This is a genomic window from Floccifex sp. (assembly GCF_051873495.1).
In the GTDB taxonomy this organism is placed as follows: Bacteria; Bacillota_I; Bacilli_A; order Erysipelotrichales; family Erysipelotrichaceae; genus Floccifex.
Genome location: NZ_JBJEEX010000069.1, coordinates 1 through 19711, shown reverse-complemented (window position 1 = coordinate 19711; position 19711 = coordinate 1). Strand labels below are relative to the sequence as shown.

At 30.9% G+C, this 19711-nt stretch carries 19 protein-coding genes and 1 other annotated feature; of the genes, 1 reads left to right on the top strand and 18 read right to left on the bottom strand.

Annotated features, from left to right (window positions below; genetic code table 11):
- Window positions 1–84: 84 nt before the first annotated feature.
- The 3 genes from hemW to fmt are packed head-to-tail and all read right to left on the bottom strand — an operon-like array spanning window position 85 to window position 3897.
- Window positions 85–1149: a radical SAM family heme chaperone HemW gene (gene hemW / locus ACI313_RS04220; protein ID WP_439755356.1), complete on the bottom strand. Its 1065-nt coding sequence runs from the start codon at window positions 1147–1149 to the stop codon at window positions 85–87.
- Window positions 1150–2952, bottom strand: a complete 1803-nt coding sequence (lepA, locus tag ACI313_RS04215; RefSeq protein ID WP_439755355.1) for a translation elongation factor 4 — start codon at window positions 2950–2952, stop codon at window positions 1150–1152.
- A gap of 12 nt (window positions 2953–2964) precedes the next feature.
- Window positions 2965–3897 (bottom strand): methionyl-tRNA formyltransferase, encoded by a 933-nt coding sequence (fmt, locus tag ACI313_RS04210; protein ID WP_320608281.1) that lies wholly within the window; start codon window positions 3895–3897, stop codon window positions 2965–2967.
- Window positions 3898–4028: 131 nt separating this feature from the next.
- Here fmt and rpsT point away from each other — a divergent pair, with 131 nt between their 5' ends.
- Window positions 4029–4292: a 30S ribosomal protein S20 gene (gene rpsT, locus ACI313_RS04205; protein WP_320608282.1), complete on the top strand. Its 264-nt coding sequence runs from the start codon at window positions 4029–4031 to the stop codon at window positions 4290–4292.
- 12 nt (window positions 4293–4304) lie between these two features.
- Here the strand turns inward: rpsT and holA are convergent, their stop codons facing one another.
- The 15 genes from holA to mnmA form a co-directional block, all read right to left on the bottom strand.
- Window positions 4305–5276, bottom strand: coding sequence for a DNA polymerase III subunit delta (holA, locus tag ACI313_RS04200; RefSeq protein WP_439755354.1), 972 nt, complete (start codon window positions 5274–5276; stop codon window positions 4305–4307).
- Window positions 5277–5334: 58 nt separating this feature from the next.
- Entirely contained in the window at window positions 5335–6066 is a 732-nt protein-coding gene (locus ACI313_RS04195; protein ID WP_439755353.1) for a C39 family peptidase, read from the bottom strand.
- 111 nt (window positions 6067–6177) lie between these two features.
- On the bottom strand, window positions 6178–6834 hold the full coding sequence (locus ACI313_RS04190; RefSeq protein ID WP_439755352.1) for a C39 family peptidase: 657 nt from the start codon (window positions 6832–6834) through the stop codon (window positions 6178–6180).
- Between the two features lie 65 nt (window positions 6835–6899).
- Window positions 6900–8741: a ComEC/Rec2 family competence protein gene (locus ACI313_RS04185; RefSeq protein WP_320104443.1), complete on the bottom strand. Its 1842-nt coding sequence runs from the start codon at window positions 8739–8741 to the stop codon at window positions 6900–6902.
- Window positions 8738–9133, bottom strand: a complete 396-nt coding sequence (locus ACI313_RS04180; protein WP_439755351.1) for a DUF655 domain-containing protein — start codon at window positions 9131–9133, stop codon at window positions 8738–8740. The genes ACI313_RS04185 and ACI313_RS04180 overlap by 4 nt, the downstream gene beginning before the upstream one ends.
- Before the next feature lie 127 nt (window positions 9134–9260).
- Entirely contained in the window at window positions 9261–9740 is a 480-nt protein-coding gene (greA, locus tag ACI313_RS04175; protein WP_320607532.1) for a transcription elongation factor GreA, read from the bottom strand.
- A gap of 58 nt (window positions 9741–9798) precedes the next feature.
- On the bottom strand, window positions 9799–10869 hold the full coding sequence (gene mltG, locus ACI313_RS04170) for an endolytic transglycosylase MltG (protein ID WP_439755350.1): 1071 nt from the start codon (window positions 10867–10869) through the stop codon (window positions 9799–9801).
- Window positions 10856–11116, bottom strand: a complete 261-nt coding sequence (locus tag ACI313_RS04165; protein WP_320607534.1) for a DUF1292 domain-containing protein — start codon at window positions 11114–11116, stop codon at window positions 10856–10858. Before ACI313_RS04165 ends, mltG begins: the two co-directional genes overlap by 14 nt.
- Window positions 11117–11157: 41 nt before the next feature.
- The gene (ruvX, locus tag ACI313_RS04160; RefSeq protein WP_320607535.1) at window positions 11158–11580 is read right to left on the bottom strand and encodes a Holliday junction resolvase RuvX; all 423 of its coding nucleotides are present in this window, start codon (window positions 11578–11580) and stop codon (window positions 11158–11160) included.
- Entirely contained in the window at window positions 11580–11831 is a 252-nt protein-coding gene (locus tag ACI313_RS04155) for an IreB family regulatory phosphoprotein (protein ID WP_320607536.1), read from the bottom strand. The genes ruvX and ACI313_RS04155 overlap by 1 nt, the downstream gene beginning before the upstream one ends.
- A gap of 81 nt (window positions 11832–11912) precedes the next feature.
- Complete coding sequence (gene alaS, locus ACI313_RS04150; protein WP_320607537.1) at window positions 11913–14534, bottom strand: alanine--tRNA ligase; 2622 nt, start codon at window positions 14532–14534, stop codon at window positions 11913–11915.
- A 30-nt stretch (window positions 14535–14564) separates the two neighbouring features.
- Window positions 14565–14753, bottom strand: a binding site (T-box leader).
- A gap of 41 nt (window positions 14754–14794) precedes the next feature.
- Window positions 14795–15958, bottom strand: coding sequence for a cation diffusion facilitator family transporter (locus ACI313_RS04145; RefSeq protein ID WP_320607538.1), 1164 nt, complete (start codon window positions 15956–15958; stop codon window positions 14795–14797).
- 15 nt (window positions 15959–15973) lie between these two features.
- Entirely contained in the window at window positions 15974–16384 is a 411-nt protein-coding gene (locus ACI313_RS04140; RefSeq protein WP_320607539.1) for a peptide deformylase, read from the bottom strand.
- Entirely contained in the window at window positions 16381–18483 is a 2103-nt protein-coding gene (gene recD2, locus ACI313_RS04135) for an SF1B family DNA helicase RecD2 (protein ID WP_439755349.1), read from the bottom strand. The genes ACI313_RS04140 and recD2 overlap by 4 nt, the downstream gene beginning before the upstream one ends.
- Window positions 18470–19636, bottom strand: a complete 1167-nt coding sequence (gene mnmA, locus ACI313_RS04130) for a tRNA 2-thiouridine(34) synthase MnmA (RefSeq protein WP_439755348.1) — start codon at window positions 19634–19636, stop codon at window positions 18470–18472. Before mnmA ends, recD2 begins: the two co-directional genes overlap by 14 nt.
- Window positions 19637–19711: the final 75 nt, after the last annotated feature.

Below are 19711 nucleotides of genomic sequence, written 5' to 3'. Positions count from 1 at the left end.
CCTAATAAGCATGACCTTTATAGACCGTGAATAAGGTCGGAGTGTCCATATTCTCAGTCCAAAAGCTTTAATATTTTAACATCTTTATTCCATAAAATCAATAAGAATCGTATTTAAAATATCTCTTCCCTTTTGCGTACAAACAATGCGTTTTTTAGTACAATCAAAAAAAGAAATATATTTTTTTATAACATTTTCATATCTTGAATAAAAATCAGTTTGATATTTCTTATTAAACTTATCAATATCTAATCCAAACGAAGTTCTTAGCGACATCATAATCGCATCAAACATTTGTTCTTCTCTTGATTCCTCAATCCATGTTTTCGCTAATGGATTATTTATATATTCATTTATATTAAACACATGGTCATAACGAACATTATTTTCTTTTCCAGATGCACCACATCCAAAGCCTATAAAGTCATTATCACTCCAGTAACATAAATTGTGCATAGAATGTTTTCCTTCTTTACAGAAACTCGAAATTTCATAGTGATTATATTCAGAAAGTCGTTGACAAATTAAATCATACATTTGTTCTTCTAATTCCTCATCAATGGGTTGAACATTCTTTTTACCAAAAACAGAATTTTCTTCTATTTGTAATGAATAAATTGAAATATGTGGCAAATCCAATTGTAGAAACATTGATAAATCACTGTTTAATTGATTTATGGTTTGATTGGGTAAACCATAAATTAAATCAATAGAAATATTCTCAATTCCTTCTTGTCTTAATTCTTTGATACAGCGAAAAACATCTTGAGCGCTATGTCTTCGTCCTATTTGTTTTAATAAAGTGTTATCGAATGTTTGAACTCCCAAGCTAATGCGATTTACACCCATTTCCTTAAACAATTTGATTTTTTCTAAATCCAATGAATCAGGATTACATTCAATCGTCCATTCATACGAATTATTCAAATATGGTTTAAAAAAAGAACATAAACGTGTTAACTGATCAATTGATAATGAACTTGGTGTACCTCCACCAAAATACAAAGTATCAATATCATGAACACCATGTGTTTTTATCTCTAATTCTAAAGCATCCAAGTACTGATTTTTTTTTGAAGAAACGACACGACAAAAGTCACAATAAAAACAAATAGAATCACAAAAAGGAATATGAATATAACAATTCATTTATTCTTCATCCATTGAAAGAACAGCCATGAATGCTTCTTGTGGAATTTCAACAGATCCCACCATCTTCATTCGTTTCTTTCCTTCTTTTTGTTTTTCCAACAATTTCTTTTTACGAGAAATATCCCCTCCATAACATTTCGCCAATACGTTTTTACGCAATGCTTTAATGTTTGTACGAGCTATAACTTTTCCTCCAATTGCCGCTTGAACAGGAATTTCAAATTGCTGTTTTGGAATGATTTCTTTTAATTTAATTGTCATCGCATTTCCACGGCGATACGCAAAATCTTTATATACAATCGTACTTAGTGCATCGATTACTTGTCCATTCAATAGAATATCCATCTTCACTAATTTACTTTCACGATATCCGCATAATTCATAATCAAGAGAGGCATATCCTTTAGTACATGATTTCATCTTGTCAAAGAAATCAAAAATAATTTCACTTAAAGGCATATCATATTTCATCATCATTCTTACATCATCTAAGACTTGTAAATCAACATATTCACCACGTTTTTTCTGACATAAATCCATCATAGCTCCTACATATTCTTTAGGAACCATAATCTCGGCACTTACATAAGGTTCTTCAATATGATCAATATTTTGAGCTGGTGGTAAAGCAGCTGGATTATCAATAGCTTCCATTGTTCCGTCTGTTTTATATACATGATAGATAACTGAAGGACTTGTTGCGATTAAATCTAAATTAAATTCTCTTTCAAGTCGTTCTTCTACTACATCCATATGCAACAAACCTAAGAAACCACAACGGAATCCAAATCCAAGGGCTTGGGATGTTTCTGGTTCAAATTGTAAAGAAGCATCGTTTAATTTTAATTTTGATAAAGCTTCTTTTAAATCATCATAACGTGCATTATCAACTGGATAAAGACCACAATAAACCATAGGATTCATTTCACGATATCCTTTTAATGGCATTTGTGCAGGTCTTTCACAGTGTGTAATCGTATCACCTACACGAACATCTTCTATATTTTTGATTGCCGCACTAATCCAACCTACTTCCCCAGTTTGAAGTTGGTCTTTTACTACTTCTTTAGGTGTTCTTACTCCTACTTCGATTACTTCATATTCAGCTCCAGTAGCCATAAAACGAATTTTATCTTTTGGCTTAATAGAACCATTTTTCACAGAAACAAAGGCAATGACGCCGCGATATGAGTCATATACAGAATCAAAGACTAATGCTTGTAAAGGAGCATTTGGATTTCCTTTAGGAGCAGGTAATTTATGAACAATTTCTTCTAACACTTGGTCTACATTTAATCCTGATTTAGCACTAATTTCAACAGCTTCAGAACAATCCAAACCAATCATATTTTCAATTTCTTCTTTCACCACATCAGGTTGCGCACTAGGAAGATCAATTTTATTTAAAACAGGCAAAATCTCTAAATCATTATCTAAAGCTAAATAAACATTTGCCAATGTTTGGGCTTGAACTCCTTGGGTTGCATCAACAACTAAAATAGCTCCTTCACATGCTGCAAGTGATCTTGATACTTCGTACGAAAAATCGACGTGTCCTGGTGTATCTATTAAATGAAATAAATAGTCTTCACCATTTTTGGCATGGTAAACAAGTTGAACTGCATTTAATTTAATTGTGATTCCTCTTTCTCGCTCTAAATCCATTGAATCCAAGATTTGGTTTACCATTTCTCTTTTTTCAACGGTATCCGTTAATTCAAGAATACGATCGGCTAAAGTTGATTTTCCATGGTCGATATGAGCCACAATAGAAAAATTACGAATATGAGACTGATCCATAGAAATACCTCCTTATTCAACACGTGTTCCCACTAAATTTCTACCCATTCCATTGTAGAAATCTTTTGCATTTAAAACAGGTTTTCCTTCCATTTGACATTGATCAATAAGTAGAATTCCTTCATTTAAATACAAACCAAATCCATCGTTAACTAGTCCTGCAAATGTCATTGGATTTAGTACTTGTGATTGCATATAGCGCGCTTTCAATACTTTAAACTTTTTATTTTTTACAATAAAATAAGCTCCTGGTTCATTCGATAAAGCACGAATCTGATTAAAAATATGAACATCATCTTGATTTAAATCGATGTGTTCCTCACTTTTAGAAATAACCGGTGCATAAGTAGCTAGATTTTCATCTTGTTCAACAAAATAAGCTTGACCAGTAACTAGTTTATCCCAATTTCTTAGTAATAATATACTAGCCGCTTGTGCCATTTTTTCAAAAACAGAAGATGAATTATCTTCATCTAAAATTTCTACTTTTTCAACATCTAAAATAGGTCCGGCATCCATTTTAGGCGCCATTTTCATTAGTGTCATTCCAGAAACGGAATCGCCATTCCAAATAGCTCTTTGAATAGGTGCGCCTCCTCGTAAAGCTGGAAGAAGTGATCCATGTAAATTAACAGCACCATATACAGGAGCATCTAAAATCACTTTAGGAACAATTTGTCCATAGGCACATGTAACGATGATATCTGGTTTATAATCTAATATTGTTTGATAGTCTTCTTTGATACGAACTGGTTGAAATACTTCAATTCCATGTTGAACAGCCACTTCTTTAACTTCAGAAAAAACTAAATTTTGTTTACGTCCTTTTTTCTTATCTGGTTGGGTAACAACTAAACCAACTTCAATATTAGCTTGTAGCATATTTTCTAATATTGTAGCAGCAATTTGCGGAGTACCCATAAAAATGCATCGAATTTTATTCATACATAACCTCCATCGACATGTATTATATCTTATTTTTTTAAAATAGTTAATGTATTTTTTTGATGTCTTATTGCATTTAAAAAAAGATTTTGTTATAATTTTAAAGCAATTTATGTCAGGAGGTGCAACCTATGCCACAAATCAATTCTCAAAAGAAACGTGTTAAAACAAACAACAAAGCACACATGTTAGTTGTATCAAAAAAATCTGCTGTAAAAACTTCAATCAAAAAAGTATTAGCAGCTGTTGAAGCTAATGATAAAGAAGCTGCTGTTGCAGCATACAATGAATGTAGCTCAAAATTAGATTCAGCTGTTGCAAAAGGAGTTTACCACAGCAATTACGCTAGTCGTCAAAAATCACGTTTGTCAACTGCAATCAACAACATGAAGTAATAAATAAGAAGGTCAATATTGGCCTTCTTTTTTATTATCTATTAATAAATCAAATGCAAACTGTTCAAATGCCTGATCCATGTCTGCAATCTTTCCTGTCTTAATTCCCTGATCTAATCGGGATAACTGTGCTAATATATCCAATAATTCTTCAGCACCAAACTTACTTGCTTGTTTCATTGTCATTTGTACACGATATGGATGTGCTTTTAAATGTTCAGCAATAACATCTTTTGACCCATAAACATCCATATAAACACGAACTTGGAACATAAAACGCATTTGACTTGCTAATAAAGCATTAATCGCAACAGGCTCACTTCCTAATTTCCTAAAATTACGATAATACGCAATAAATAATAATGCATTTCGATCTTTCAAGGCATCTACCATCTTAAAAATATTTTGTAATGGCTCAACACTCATTAATGCTTGTACATCTTCTAGATGAATACGAGATGCATATATTCTTAATTTATCTAATTCATTTTCAATTCGTAATGTATCTAGACTTACACGACTTGTAAAATAATCCAAGGCATCATAATCCATTTCTAATCCTATTTTTTGACAATACTCTCGTATATACATTTTCTTGTTTTTGTCATCTAAACCAATGCAAGGAATAAAATTATTTTTATCAACCGTAGACAAAAGTTCTTTTACATCATTTTTCTTTTTATTAAATTTATTCGAATCACAACAATATACAATGATACACTGCTCAGAATCGTCACTTCTCTTAATTAATTCTTTTACATCATAATGCGTTGTATCTTTACCCATTAAAAAAGAACACTGATTCACGATGACCATCTTCACATCATCAAAAATAGATACATTGTCAATTTCCCATAACAACTCTTCTAAAGGTTGTTCTTGGGCATTAATTTCTACCGTATTCATTACTTGATACTTCTTTTTAAGAGCACTAATTTTTTGTTTTCGTCTTGATACATCAGATCCATATAAAATAATATTCATGTTTAGATTGTATCATATTTTTATTCCAAACTAAAATTCAACAAAACTATTTATTAATTCACCATATATAGGCAGGCTCATCATTAGAATAAATTGCTTTGAATAACACATCTTTTGAAATTCTTTGTAAAGAAGAGCCATATTCATTTTGAACAACATAATACGGATCTAAAATATAAAAATATTCAATTTCATGACTTCCTTCAAAAACAGAATACCCAGTACATACAACTAAGTGATTTGCCTTTGGTAAAGTTGGATAAATCTCATTTAAATTAATCGCAACAAAAATAGGATCATTAGTTGAAATATCTTGTATTATCCTTTGTTCAAATTCTTTATATACACTTTGACTAGAATCGCCTTGTCTTATGAATTGTACATGATAACCCGCTCCCTGTGGATTTTCATCTTCTTTGCCAAATAAATATTTATTCATAACTCGAGCAACATCCAAATATTCTGTTCCTGTAACATCCGATGTTTTTAATTCATTTGCCAACTGACTTTGGCTCATAAAAATTTCATGATAATTCAATACCATTTCAAGACATGCAGGGCCACAATAATAATTATTTTCTTGTGTACGCACTGGAACATTTAATCGATAATCTATCATACGTGATTGTGATTCAATTTTATTATCCATTTTATTTGTATTTAATATTTCTTCTTGTTTTGGTTCTTCCGTTTTGTTCACTGTTACTTGTTCATAATCTTTTACACGAATGCATCCAGCAAACAAATTCATTAAAAAAATCAATATCACAACACTAAACAATCTTTTCATATGCGAAATAAACCCCTTCTCTTTTAATTAAGTATAGCGAATTTATTTATTTTAATTCTTAATTAATTATTAATTTTAAATAAACTCCATCAATAAGTAATAAAAACTGTTCTACCATATATACGCTGGTTCTACATTAGAATAAATAGATTTAAATAAAGTTTCTTTAGGAACTTTTTGTAAGGCTCCATCAAATTTTTCTTGAACAACGTAATACGGATCTAAAATGTAATAATAAACAATTTCATCAGTGTTTTCATAAGATGCATATCCAGTGCAAACAACTAGATGATTTGCACTTGGTAATGTTGGATATAACGCATTTAAATTCACTGCAAGAAAGACAGGATTTCCACTTGCGATATCTTTTTTTACTCTTTGTTCAAATTGTTGATACAAAATAGGATTCGTATCATTCATTTCCATAGTTTGAACTTGATATTCTTTGCCATGAACGTATTTATTCACGACTCTACAAAGATCTACATATTCTGTTCCTCTATCGGTTGTGATATTTACTTCCTTTGCCAACTGGTCTTGACTGACATTTATTCCATGATAATTTAAAACCATTTGTATTGTGGCAGGCCCACAGTAGTAATTTGTTTCTTGAGTACTTTCTTTTACATCAAGACAATGATCTACAATTTTAATAATACCCTTATCTGAATTATAAGGATTTTGATTATTATTTTTTGTATTTATACATCCAGAAATACAAAAAACAAATAGACATACAAAAATTATTCGTTTCTTATGTGACAACATATAAAATTTCCCTTTCTTTATCTACATATTATCATAAAGAACAAATGTAATTAATATATCAAATACTAAATAAAACCAAACAATCCTGTTGCTGTAACAAAAAACGTAAATTGCTTACACGAGAAAATATGAATCATGCCTACATCTTTGGTCATTAATAAATCAATTCCCAACAAATGACAATTCGATACAACTTCACTAGAAGGATGATGATATCGATTGTTTTCTCCTACCGATATAATACCTAATTTGGGATTTATTTTTTCTAAAAACGTAAAAGAAGAGCTTGTATTAGAACCGTGATGTCCTAATTTTAAAACATCCACTTTTAAATCATAAGTATTAAGAAGTTGTTTTTCGATATTTATAGAAGCATCACCCATCCAAAGATAATCCATATCGTCATATTGAAAATAAGACACAATACTATTATCGTTTTCGTCATTTGAAATACGTTCTGGAAGCAATAAATAAAAAGGATAATCTACATTCACTTTTTGAGAAGACTCATCAACTACTTGTTTAACTTCAATTTGTTTCAATAATTCTTCTTTCCCTCCTGAATGATCAAAATCATCATGAGTAATAATCAAAGTATCTAGTGAATGGATTTGTAGATCTTCTAATACTGGGACAATTATATCGTTTACATTATCTTTATATAAATTAGCTCCACAATCAATCATCACACTACTTTTCTTATATGGTTCAACAATAAGAGTACAATCTCCTTGTCCAATATCAATGGTGTATACATGAAAGAATGGGTCGACATAACTTGTAAAGAATGGAGATAGTATTAGTAAAATAGTAGGTATAAATTTGATTTTGTTATTGAATAAACAGTAAAACACACAAATTAAAAATACATAAAACAAAACATCTGGAACATAATGAATCACAAGATTAGGTATATTAAATGATGGAATATCCGAAACGAAGCTAAAACAAAATAATAATGCATTGAGATTTTTCAGAAGAGGAAATAACAAGAATAAAATAACATTTATTTCATGGAAATAAATAAATTGTAGTGAATACAAATATAAAGTAATCGCAAATTGCTTATGATCTTTAATATAGTGATTCATAATTTGTATTCCACTTGTCAATATAAAAACAAAATCAAATGGATCAGGATTCAGATATAGAAAAATAAAACTAGAAGTAACATAAGAATCAAAGGAATCTTCAATCAAGAATTTCATTAATTGATATAGAATATATCGTAATAAACTTGATTTAAAAGAAAAGAGCCCACCATATACTATGGCACTTAGAATACAAACAAGACGACTTTTATTTTGTGATAAGAATATTGATAATATTGTTTGCAGGTAATACAAACAAACAAGAAAAGGAATAGATAAACGAGATTGGACAGAATATGAATCATTATCTGGTTTAATGCCATATAAATACATACACAATACTTCATTGTTTTTGAGTTTATTGTATAGTTTAGCCTTAATTGAATTCGAATAAGAAATCAATTGATTATCACCGGCTTGAGTGGATTCATATATATTTTTAGAATGCATATAGTCTTCAAAATTAAATTGATGAATATTTTTAACACTTACTATTTCATCGAATTCATCAAAATAATAGGAATCACCAAAATTAGGATTTTCTAATCCATATACTATAATTCTTGATTCTTTGTTGCCAGCAATACAGTAATTTGTTTTTATTTCTTCGATTATATATATGCCTTCTTTCGCTTGTATATAGTTATCGCGCAGCAATAAACTAGAACAAGCCAATAAAATCCATAAATAAACAATAAACTTATTTTTAAAACGAGCCAGTAAATAAATGCCAAACAATATCGAAAACATGAAGACAAGTAAAGAATCTTCAAAAATCAAACAAAACCAGAAACCAACTAATAAAATAAATTTCATAATACAATGCGATCCTTTATCTTCTCAAATAATTTATCACCAATTCCCTTTACGTTTTTGATATCTTCGAGAGATTGAAAAGATTGATTATTACGATATTCAATAATACGTTTAGCTAAACTCGGACCAATTCCTGGTAGTGTTTCCAATTGTTCTTGCGAAGCACTATTAATTGATACAAAATTACTTTCTTGTTTGGCAACAACAATCACTTCGTTTTCTTGTACTACTCGATTTAAATTTAAAGCATCACTCGTTCCTTGTTCTGTCAGACCACCAGCTTGTTCAATTAAATCATTGATTGTGGCATCCCATTTCACAGTATAAATACCTGGTTGATTTACTTCTCCTTTAATTTCTACTTCTTTTGTTGTTGGCTGTACTAAATCCAAAGAGACAAAAGTATAGCGATTAAACCATGTAAATAAGAAAATGAAAAAACAAATTAAAAAAAGAAGGACTTTTTTCATAAATATCACCCTTCTTTATAATTCGACAAAAATTTAAATTTGTAAAAATTTATTTTATAGAAATGATTTTTACATCATATGGTTCTTCAACACGTTTAACTGTGCAAACATCTCCTACCTTTTTATCTAAGATAACTTCAGCTAATGGAGTGATGTTAGATAATTTTCCATTCATAGGATCCGCTTCGACTGAACCAACAATACTAAATGTTTTTTCTTCATTTTCTGATAAATCTAAAATAGTAACTGTTGAACCAATCTTAACAACATTGGCTTTTCCTTTTTTAGTCGATTCATCAATAATTTCAGAATTTTTAATTAATGCATCTAATTCAAGAATACGAGCTTCAACTTGACCTTGGTGTTCACGAGCTGCATCATAATCAGCGTTTTCACTTAAGTCCCCTTGTGCTCTGGCTTCTTGTAATTCAACAATAACTTCTTTACGAGTAACGTGTACTAACTGTTCATATTCTTTGACTAACGCGTCATAACCTTCTTGCGTTACATAATTTTTTTCAATTGCCATGATTTCAACTCCTTGTTTACGCTTAAGGAATTATAACATAGAAAATAAAAATATCCAATTATAATCCTAAATTCAATTGTTCACAAATCTGCATATGTTCATCATACGTTCTCGAATAATATACTTTACCATCGCCATGGATATCCGCTGCAAAGTAATAATAATCTGTTTGTGCTGGATGTAAAACCGCATCAAATGCTTCTTTACCAGGATTTAATATAGGTCCAACTGGAAGTCCACTATAAAGATATGTATTGTATGGTGAATCAATATCTGTTTGAACTTCACAATCTTGAGGATCATTAAAATCATCGTATAATGCATAACAAACAGTTACACTTGATTGAAGCATCATATCTGAATTTAAACGATTATAGAATACACTAGCAATCGTAGGCATATCAGAAGCATATCCAGATTCAAATTGAACGACACTTGCCAACGTAACTATTTGATGCACACTATAACTTGAATTATTAAAATCATCTTTATATTCTTGATACATACAATCAAATTGATTTAATAAAATTTTAGTTATTTCTTCTAATGATGCCTCAGTTGGAATTGAATACGTTTCTGGATATAAATATCCTTCTAATTTTATCTTGTATTCCGCTTTATTAATTTCATCAAAATTTAAAAATTCATATTGATCACATAAAGTGCGTAAAGTATTTTCATCATTCCAATAAGAAATAATATCATCTTTAGTATAATCGAAATTTTGGGCAATAATTTCAGCAATTTCTTTAGCCCATTTACCCTCAGGAATCGTAATTGTTACACTATCCACTTTTGCGTTTGAAGGATTTGACAAATAAGCAAATATTTCTTGTAAGTTCATACCATCATTCAATTGATATTGACCAGCGTAATATGATACATCACCCTTAGTTTTAGAGAAAATTTTCGCAAACCTTTGACTATGAATTAATTCCATTTTTTCTAAATCACTCAATACATCATTAAAACTTTCACCTTCATGCACTATTAATGTTTCCTGTTTACTTCCATCCCCACAAGCACTTGCGTTTTTTAAACAAAAAACAAAAAAAGTAACTACAATAACCAATAAAACTATTAAAAGACCAATTAATCCTATTTTTTTCTTGCCTTTATTCTTCGACATCTTCTTCATCCTCAACGAATGTGTTAATAACCTCTTCTACCATATCCCATTCTTCATCGCTTTCGATTGGATATAAATTCCCTTGTTCGTCATAAATAGAAGCATACACATCGCTAGGATCCCCATCTGGGTCTTGGTACACTACATATTGTTTTTTTGTTTCATCGCTATCAAATGTAAATAAAATAATAAATTTCTTTTCATTTCCATTTTCATCTTTAACGTATAAACAATTTGAATCTAACATATAATTTTTTCCTTTCTAAAATAAAGAGGGTAATCCAAAAATTACCCCCTATTTTTACTATCCAGATAATTCTGTAAAATCTGTACAGCTGCCATTTGATCAATAATCTTTTTTCGCTTTTTACGCGAAACATCCCCTTGAATTAATAATCTCTCGGCGCTTACAGTTGTGAGTCGCTCATCCCATAAAGTCACATGATATCCTTCTTTTTCCAATTCATTGGCAAAATCAATTGACAATTGACCACGAATTCCAACATCACCATTCATGTGTTTAGGAAGTCCTAAAACAACTTCTTTAATTTTTTCTTTTTCAAGAAGTTCAAGAAGTTGATCAAAACAATCATCATAGTCGTCTTGGTCAAAGCGAATTGTCGTTAATGCTCTTGCAAGAAATCCCGTTGAATCACTAATCGCAACTCCACAAGTCTTACTTCCAAGATCAAGTCCAATAATACGTCCCATTATTTCTCCAAATATGCACGAACTAACTCTTCAATAATTTCATAACGTTCAATGCGTTGAATTAAATTACGAGCATTTTTATGAGAAGAAATATAGGCAGGATCATTACTGATAAGATAACCGGCAATTTGGTTTTCAGAATTATATCCTCTTTCTTCCAGTGCAGCACTAACTTCTTTCAGAATCATTTTGATATTTTCTCTTCGAATATCTTCTGTAGTAAAAGTCATTGTTTCAGTAACGTCTTTCATAATATCAACTCCTTAACTTATTTCATTATACAAAATAAAAGACAAAAATGAAAGAGATTTCATCTTTGTCTAGTATTTTTATTATTTTAATAATTGAGAGCGAATTGCTTCCAATGCCTCTTGTACTTTAGAAGCGTCTTTACCACCAGCTTGTGCCAAGTCTGGTTTTCCTCCACCATTTCCAGAACAAATTTGTGCAGCTGTTTTAACAAGTTGTCCACTGTTTACACCATTTTTAATAGCATTTTTACCTGCTCCAGCAACAAAAACGACTTTATCATTATTCACATTCGCAAAGAAACATACAGCGTTTTCATCTTGTCCTTTGATATTTGAGGCAATATCTTTTAAAGCTTTAGAATCAAGTCCTTCACTACATTTAATAATTACATTTAATCCATTAATAGATTGAGCATCTTTTAAGTATTCCAATGCTTTTAAACCATTAATTTGATTTTTCATGTCTTCCATTTCTTTTGTCATGGCCTTTAATTGATCATAGACATTTGAAACTTTTTCATCAACGTTTTTAATACCTTTTGATTTAACTGTAGCGGCGATATTTTCAAGCATTTCGTGTTCATGAGCAACTTCCTTATAAGCCTCAAAACCAGTTTTAGCAGTAATACGTCTTGAATCCGATCCAATACTTTCTTCTGAAATAATTTTACACATTCCAATTTCACTTGTGTTATTTACATGACATCCAGCACAGAATTCTTTAGTAACATCACCCATTGTAACAACACGAACAAAGTCACCATATTTTTCATTAAACAATGACATAGCCCCTGTTTTCTTAGCTTCTTCAATAGGCATGATTTCTTTAGTAACATCATATCCATTGGTAATATATTCATTTACTAATGCTTCTACTTGTGCTAATTGTTCATTAGAAATTTTTTCATAATGTGAGAAGTCAAAACGTAAATATTCATCACATACATATGAACCTGCTTGGTGAATATGAGAACCCACAACTTTTTGAAGAGCCGCTTGAAGTAAGTGTGTACAAGAGTGATTTTTCATTGTCTTTTGACGACGAGTAACATCCACTTTACAAGTAACCATCATACCTTCAGTAATCACACCATCTTCGATTTCAATTGTATGAATGTGTTGTTTATTTGGTGCTTTTTGAACATCTGTCACATGAGCATCAAATCCATCCGCTGTAATTGTACCAGCATCACATACTTGTCCACCGCTTTCAGCATAGAAACAAGTTTGATCTAAAATAATTTGTCCTTCATCACTTAATGAATCCGTTCTATGTCCATCTTTGAAAAGAGCAATAACTTTTGCTTGACATGTTAATTGATCGTAACCAATAAATTCAGATGCATCGGTGAAGTTCATCAATTCTTCATTTTGTTTCGCAAATGATTCTTTATTGCTTCGCGCAGCACGAGCTCTTTCTTTTTGTTGATTCATTTGTTCATCAAATTCTTCACGAACAACTTCTAAACCAGCTTCTTGGGCAATTTCTTGTGTTAATTCAAATGGGAATCCATAAGTATCATATAACTTAAATACAACTTCCCCACTTAATTTACCATCCGCTTTAGCCATTTCTTCATCAAGAAGAGCTTGTCCATTTTTCAATGTTTTACGGAAAGTTTCTTCTTCGATTTTGATTAATTTTTGATTAAATTCAACGTGTTCTTGTAAATATGGATAGAAATCTTTCATATTGTCCGCTACAACAGGAACTAATTTATATAAGAAAGGTTCATCCAATCCTAATTTTAGTCCAAAACGAGCAGCTCTACGAAGAACACGACGAAGTACATATCCTCTACCAGAGTTAGAGAAATTTGCTCCATCACTTAAAGCAAACGTAATTGTACGAACGTGATCGGCAATAACACGGTATGCCATTTTATATTCACCTTCATAAGGGTGTTTAGCCATTTTTTCAGTCGCATGGATAATTGGCAAGAATAAATCTGTGTCGAAATTTGTTTCTCCATCTTGAATCAATGCGACAAGACGTTCAAGTCCCATCCCTGTATCAATGTTCTTTTGAGGTAATTCTTTATATTCTTTACGATCTACTTCTGGATTACAATCATATTGTGAGAACACAATATTCCATACTTCGATATAACGATCATTTTCCATTTCTTCGAAGAATAATTTTTCTCCTAATCCTTCAGGATCGTATTTAGGCCCACGGTCAAAGAAAATTTCACTATCTGGTCCACCTGGTCCTTTACCGATTTCCCAGAAATTTTCCTTTGTCTTTAAAATATGACTTGGATCTACATGGCATTTTTCAGCCCAAATACGATATGCGTCTTCATCATCAATATACACAGTAATATATAAACGATCTTTATCGATTCCCATCCATTCTTCACTTGTTAAGAATTCCCAAGCAAATGGAATCGCATCTTCTTTAAAATAATCCCCAATTGAGAAGTTTCCTAACATTTCAAAGAAAGTATGATGTCTTGCCGTACGTCCTACATTTTCAATATCATTTGTACGAATACTCTTTTGCGCATTGGCAATACGATTACATCTAGGTTTTTCTGAACCATCAAAGTATTTCTTTAATGCCGCAACCCCTGCATTGATCCACAATAAAGTTGGATCGTTATTAGGAACTAGACTTGCTCCTGGTTCAATCATATGTCCTTTACCTTTGAAATAATCCAAGAACATTTGACGAACTTGATTTCCTGTTAGTTGTTTCATAATCTTCCTCCATAAAAAAACGTTCCTATATCTAGGAACGTAAAGTTACGCGGTACCATCCTAGTTCACTATTGCTAGTGCCCTTAATTATCGAATAACGCCGAAATACGATTTCACTCCAAGATAGCTTCAATTTAAAATCTTTTTGAAGTTTTCACCAACCACTTCTTCTCTAAAAAAAACAATTATAAATCTACTTATTCTTTTCAACGTGAACACAGTAATTTTATCATTGAAGAATCTAAATTTCAATTTCTTTTTTAGGCAAATGGATAATCAATGGTTATAACCAAATAAACTTCTTTTGAAACGTTAATATGCGACATTATTTCTTGTTCAATTTCTTGTTTAGTTTTCTTTTCATCAAATGGAACCACTAAATCAAATACCAAATTCACATGAGTCGGACCTGATACAATACGGAAATCATGGAACTGCCATTGTTCATTACATTCTTTAATTGCCTTTGAAACAATCGCTTTATATTCATCTGTTTCAGGGTCATTCACTTTCACAGGATCCATATGAAGAACTAATTCCACTTGGAATTTATCTTTAACTTGTCGTTCAATATTATCAATTTCATCATGAATTTCAAAAATATCATTTTGACTATTCACTTCCACATGAGCACTGGCAAAGTTTCTATTAGGTCCATAGTTATGAACAATAAAATCATGAACACCTAACACTTGATTACTCTGTAAAATAAAAGCTTTAATATCTTTTACTAATTGTTCATCCGGAGCCATTCCCAACAATGAATTAATAACATCTTTAATCAAATTGTATGCGTTAATTAAAATAATAACAGAAACGATAACCCCCATATAACCATCTAAATTAAAATGAAATATAGGTGATAAAATAGTTGAAATTAAAACAGCAGTTGTTCCAAGTACATCCGAAATAGAATCAAGAGCCGTTGCTTCCAATAAAGATGATTCATATTTTTTAGAAAGAGCTTTATTATAGCTATACATCCAAAGCTTCATCGCAATCGAAATACATAAAATAAAAATCGTTACCCATCTAAAATCAATAACACCTGGGTGAATGATTTTAGTAAAACTTTCTTTTGCTAATTCAAAACCAAGGACAACAATAATCAATCCCACAAACATCGAAGCAATTGTTTCTGTTCTTTGATGTCCATATGGATGAGACGCATCGGCTGGTTTATTAGAAATACGGAAAGATATAATTGAAATAATATTACTAATAGCATCTGTCAAGTTATTAATCGCATCTGCTTGAATCGAAACAGATTGAACAACTGTTCCAATCATAAACTTAATCAAAAACAATAAAATATTATTAAAGATTCCAATCCATCCACATAAACGCCCCACTTGACTTCTAACTTGTTGATTTTTAGTATCTTGGGCATTAGGTACAAATTTATTAATTAAATAAGAAATCATTTTTTCACCTTCATTTTATATTAAAATTCCTTCTAAGTGATCCATTTCATGTTGAATGATTTGGGCTTCGGTATCATAAAAAAATTGATGGTGTTTTTTAAACTCCGTATCTAAATATTCAACCTCTATTTCTCTATAACGAACAGCTTCTCTTTCACCAGATAAAGATAAGCATCCTTCCATAGTAGTATATGGATCTTTTTTAGATAAAATAACGGGATTAATCATAACTACATGCATAAATTGTGTCTGAATCACAATCATACGCTTTGAGTAACCAATCATATTTGCCGCCATTCCTACACATTTATATTCATATGCTTTAATTGTATCTAATAAATCCTGAGCAATTGGTAAATCTTTTCTTCTACATTTTCCACTTTTTTGTGATAAAAAGGTTTCATCCGTTACAATCGGTTTTATCATAGCTTACCTCCTAAGTTTTCTTTTAATGATGTTTGACGAATCCGTTTTTGTTTCAACTTCACTTGATTTTCAAATAATTGTTGGTTTCCAATGATATATAAATGATGTTTTGCACGTGAAATAGCCGTATAAATCAATCTTTTTTCTAGCATATACGTCGAATTACTATCCACTACAAAAATAACATTCTCGTATTCACTTCCTTGTGATTTATGAACAGAAATACAATACGCATGCGTTAGAAAATATAAGAAATCATGGTCAAAAGGAACAATCTGATTACCAAAATCTACTTCAATAATCGCATTGTCTTTTGTCTTTTCAATATGAATAATCGTTCCCATATCACCATTATAAACATCTTCTTCTGCCATATTTTTAAGCAACATGACCTTATCTTTTTCACGAAAAACAACTTGGCCAACTTTTATTTCTTTTTTATATTTTGACTTAGGATTCATTAATTCCTGCATCATTTTATTTATTTCATCAATACCGCATACTCCTTTATACATAGGAGCTAATATTTGAATGTCTTGTTGACTTATCAATTCACAAATGCGCTCTAAAATCTCAAAAGAATTTGCTTCAATAAATGTAACACCATCATCAAAACTACACTTTTGATCTTCTCGGATTTCTTTTGCCAAAGTTACGATACCCGAACCATTTGCCTGGCGATATATTTTTGTCAGATGAACTACAGGTAATAAAGAAGAATCAATTAAATCTTCAAATACTTTTCCTGGTCCTACACTTTCCAATTGATTTTCGTCTCCTATTAATAAAATACGACAACGAAGAGGAAGAGCCTTTAATAATTGACAAAAAAGATGTGTATCAACCATGCTGAATTCATCAATAATTAAAAAATCACAATCAATTTTATTATTTTCATCTTTTCCAAATGTATTAGAATGTAAATCCCATTGTAATAAAGAATGAATCGTACGAGAATCACATTCTGATAACTGTGATAATCGTTTCGATGCTCTTCCAGTAGGAGCACATAATTGAATCGTTCGATCAGGATATAATTGTGTACAAATGTTCAATATTCCCTTAACAACCGTTGTTTTCCCAGTTCCCGGTCCTCCATTTAAAATAGAAAACGAATGATTAAAAAAGGAAATAATCGCATCTTTTTGTTTATCATCATATTCAATGTTTAAACTAAATTCAACTTCACGAATTTTAGTATCCAAAACAGATTCATCAATTTGATCTACCTTAAAAATATGATCTTTTACATCATTTGAAATTGTCATTTCATCACTCAATAAATGAAAAGGATATATTCTATCATTCTGTATTTCTAAAATATCATTTTTCTTTAAACGCTGTATAGCCTCTATTATTTGTTGTTTGGAAAGAACTTTTGTGTTTTCACAAATACTAGCTAGTGATAAAAATGTATTTCCTGAATTCATAACTAAATCACGACATACATTACATATATAAGCATCTTGTCGTCTAGAATCCATTGCTTCCATCGCTAATGTATTAGCCAAAAATACACTCGTTTTATACCCAAATCCATTGACTTCATAGAAAGGCTGAAAACAATTTTTTTGAATCACTTCGACAGGATTGTCATAATGTTTTTGCAACAGTTCAATTTTGGCATCACTTAAACCCATCTTTATAAGTTGAACATAGGATTCATTAAAACTCGAGAATTCTTGAATTCCTTTTTTTATTGTATTGATTTTCTTTTGATTTAAGGATGGAATCTGATACAAAATACTATCATCTTGTAATATTAATTCCAGACAATTATCACCAAATGACTCATAAATTTCCATTGCTGTTTTCTTACCAATACCATTGAATCTTTCTCCACTTAAAAAACGGACAATCTGTTTTTCATTTGTTGGCAACTTACGAACTGCACTCTTAATTTGAAACTGTTCACCATACTTAGGATGATGGACATAATCACCTGTTAAAGTGTATTCCATATCCTCACTAACATCACGAACAATTCCTGTTGCCGTAAATTTATGATATGTATCTGTCTGTGAAAAAGTAGCGACTATATAATGATTTTGTTCGTTTTCAAAAACTACATATTCTAGAATCGCATCAATGGTTTCCATTCAACTTCTCCTGATAAGTAAGTAGAATTTTTTCGTTTAAATCTTCATCATTGATAAATACTTGATCAATGACACCTCCACCCATGCAAATGTTTCCATCATAAACAACAGCTTCTTGTCCACATGTAACCGATGAAATTTTTTGAGGGTAAGACAACAAAATTGTGGTATCATCAATTTTTTTCAAGTATACATCTTGATCAGGTTGACGATATCTAAATTTAGCTGTACATTTTTCAGGAATTTTATAAGAGTCTGGTAAAATCCAGTTTACACCACTGACAATGCAACTAGTTGAATATAACCATTCTTTATGGGAGTTATGACAAACAAACAAAACATTTTGTTTTACATCTTTTCCTACCACAAACCAAGGTCCAGCACAATCAGATATATCGAGTCCTTTTCTTTGTCCAATTGTATAATATAGAACCCCAATATGGCGTCCTACTACTTTTCCAGTATCAATATCGACAATGTTACCTTCTTTACTTGGAAGATAATTTGTTAAAAACTTTCTAAAATCACGTTCTCCAATGAAACATATTCCTGTACTATCTTTTTTAGTCGCAACACTTTCCAAATTCAAGTCTGCAGCATATTGACGCACTTGTGGTTTAATTAATTTTCCCAATGGAAACATTGTTTTTTGTATCGCATTTTTATTTACTTGACACAAGAAATATGTTTGATCTTTATTCGTATCTGCTGCTCTTGTCAAATAATTAAAACCATCAATATTGGTAGTAGATGCATAGTGCCCTGTTGCTACAACATCAAATCCATTTTTTAAAGCAAATTCAAAAAAAGAATCAAACTTTATATATTTATTACATAAAATGTCTGGATTGGGTGTTCTTCCTTTTTCATATTCATCTAAAAATGTTTTAAAGACATGATCCCAATACTCTTTTATAAAATCAACACGAAGAAGTTTTAACCCAAGATGGTTCGCAACCGCTAAGGCATCTTGATAGTCTTGTTCCTGTGGACATGTATCATCCATAATTGTCGGATTTCCTTCAATATCATTATTAGCAAACGAATCCCAATTTCGCATAAAACAACAAGTTACATCATATCCTTGTTCTTTCAATAAATAAGCTGCAATAGCAGAATCAACTCCGCCACTTAATCCAAGCAAAACTTTCATACTAAAATCCTCCATTATTTCTATTGAACTAACACACTCTAACGAGTGTGGGCTTTTTTTTATAAAGCCTGGTTC

Bases quoted from the DNA above. Each gene is read 5' to 3' on its own strand.
- hemW (WP_439755356.1), bottom strand. From the start codon at position 1,149: ATGAATTGTTATATTCATATTCCTTTTTGTGATTCTATTTGTTTTTAT.
- lepA (WP_439755355.1), bottom strand. From the start codon at position 2,952: ATGGATCAGTCTCATATTCGTAATTTTTCTATTGTGGCTCATATCGAC.
- fmt (WP_320608281.1), bottom strand. From the start codon at position 3,897: ATGAATAAAATTCGATGCATTTTTATGGGTACTCCGCAAATTGCTGCT.
- rpsT (WP_320608282.1), top strand. From the start codon at position 4,029: ATGCCACAAATCAATTCTCAAAAGAAACGTGTTAAAACAAACAACAAA.
- holA (WP_439755354.1), bottom strand. From the start codon at position 5,276: ATGAATATTATTTTATATGGATCTGATGTATCAAGACGAAAACAAAAA.
- ACI313_RS04195 (WP_439755353.1), bottom strand. From the start codon at position 6,066: ATGAAAAGATTGTTTAGTGTTGTGATATTGATTTTTTTAATGAATTTG.
- ACI313_RS04190 (WP_439755352.1), bottom strand. From the start codon at position 6,834: ATGTTGTCACATAAGAAACGAATAATTTTTGTATGTCTATTTGTTTTT.
- ACI313_RS04185 (WP_320104443.1), bottom strand. From the start codon at position 8,741: ATGAAATTTATTTTATTAGTTGGTTTCTGGTTTTGTTTGATTTTTGAA.
- greA (WP_320607532.1), bottom strand. From the start codon at position 9,740: ATGGCAATTGAAAAAAATTATGTAACGCAAGAAGGTTATGACGCGTTA.
- mltG (WP_439755350.1), bottom strand. From the start codon at position 10,869: ATGTCGAAGAATAAAGGCAAGAAAAAAATAGGATTAATTGGTCTTTTA.
- ACI313_RS04165 (WP_320607534.1), bottom strand. From the start codon at position 11,116: ATGTTAGATTCAAATTGTTTATACGTTAAAGATGAAAATGGAAATGAA.
- ruvX (WP_320607535.1), bottom strand. From the start codon at position 11,580: ATGGGACGTATTATTGGACTTGATCTTGGAAGTAAGACTTGTGGAGTT.
- ACI313_RS04155 (WP_320607536.1), bottom strand. From the start codon at position 11,831: ATGAAAGACGTTACTGAAACAATGACTTTTACTACAGAAGATATTCGA.
- alaS (WP_320607537.1), bottom strand. From the start codon at position 14,534: ATGAAACAACTAACAGGAAATCAAGTTCGTCAAATGTTCTTGGATTAT.
- ACI313_RS04145 (WP_320607538.1), bottom strand. From the start codon at position 15,958: ATGATTTCTTATTTAATTAATAAATTTGTACCTAATGCCCAAGATACT.
- ACI313_RS04140 (WP_320607539.1), bottom strand. From the start codon at position 16,384: ATGATAAAACCGATTGTAACGGATGAAACCTTTTTATCACAAAAAAGT.
- recD2 (WP_439755349.1), bottom strand. From the start codon at position 18,483: ATGGAAACCATTGATGCGATTCTAGAATATGTAGTTTTTGAAAACGAA.
- mnmA (WP_439755348.1), bottom strand. From the start codon at position 19,636: ATGAAAGTTTTGCTTGGATTAAGTGGCGGAGTTGATTCTGCTATTGCA.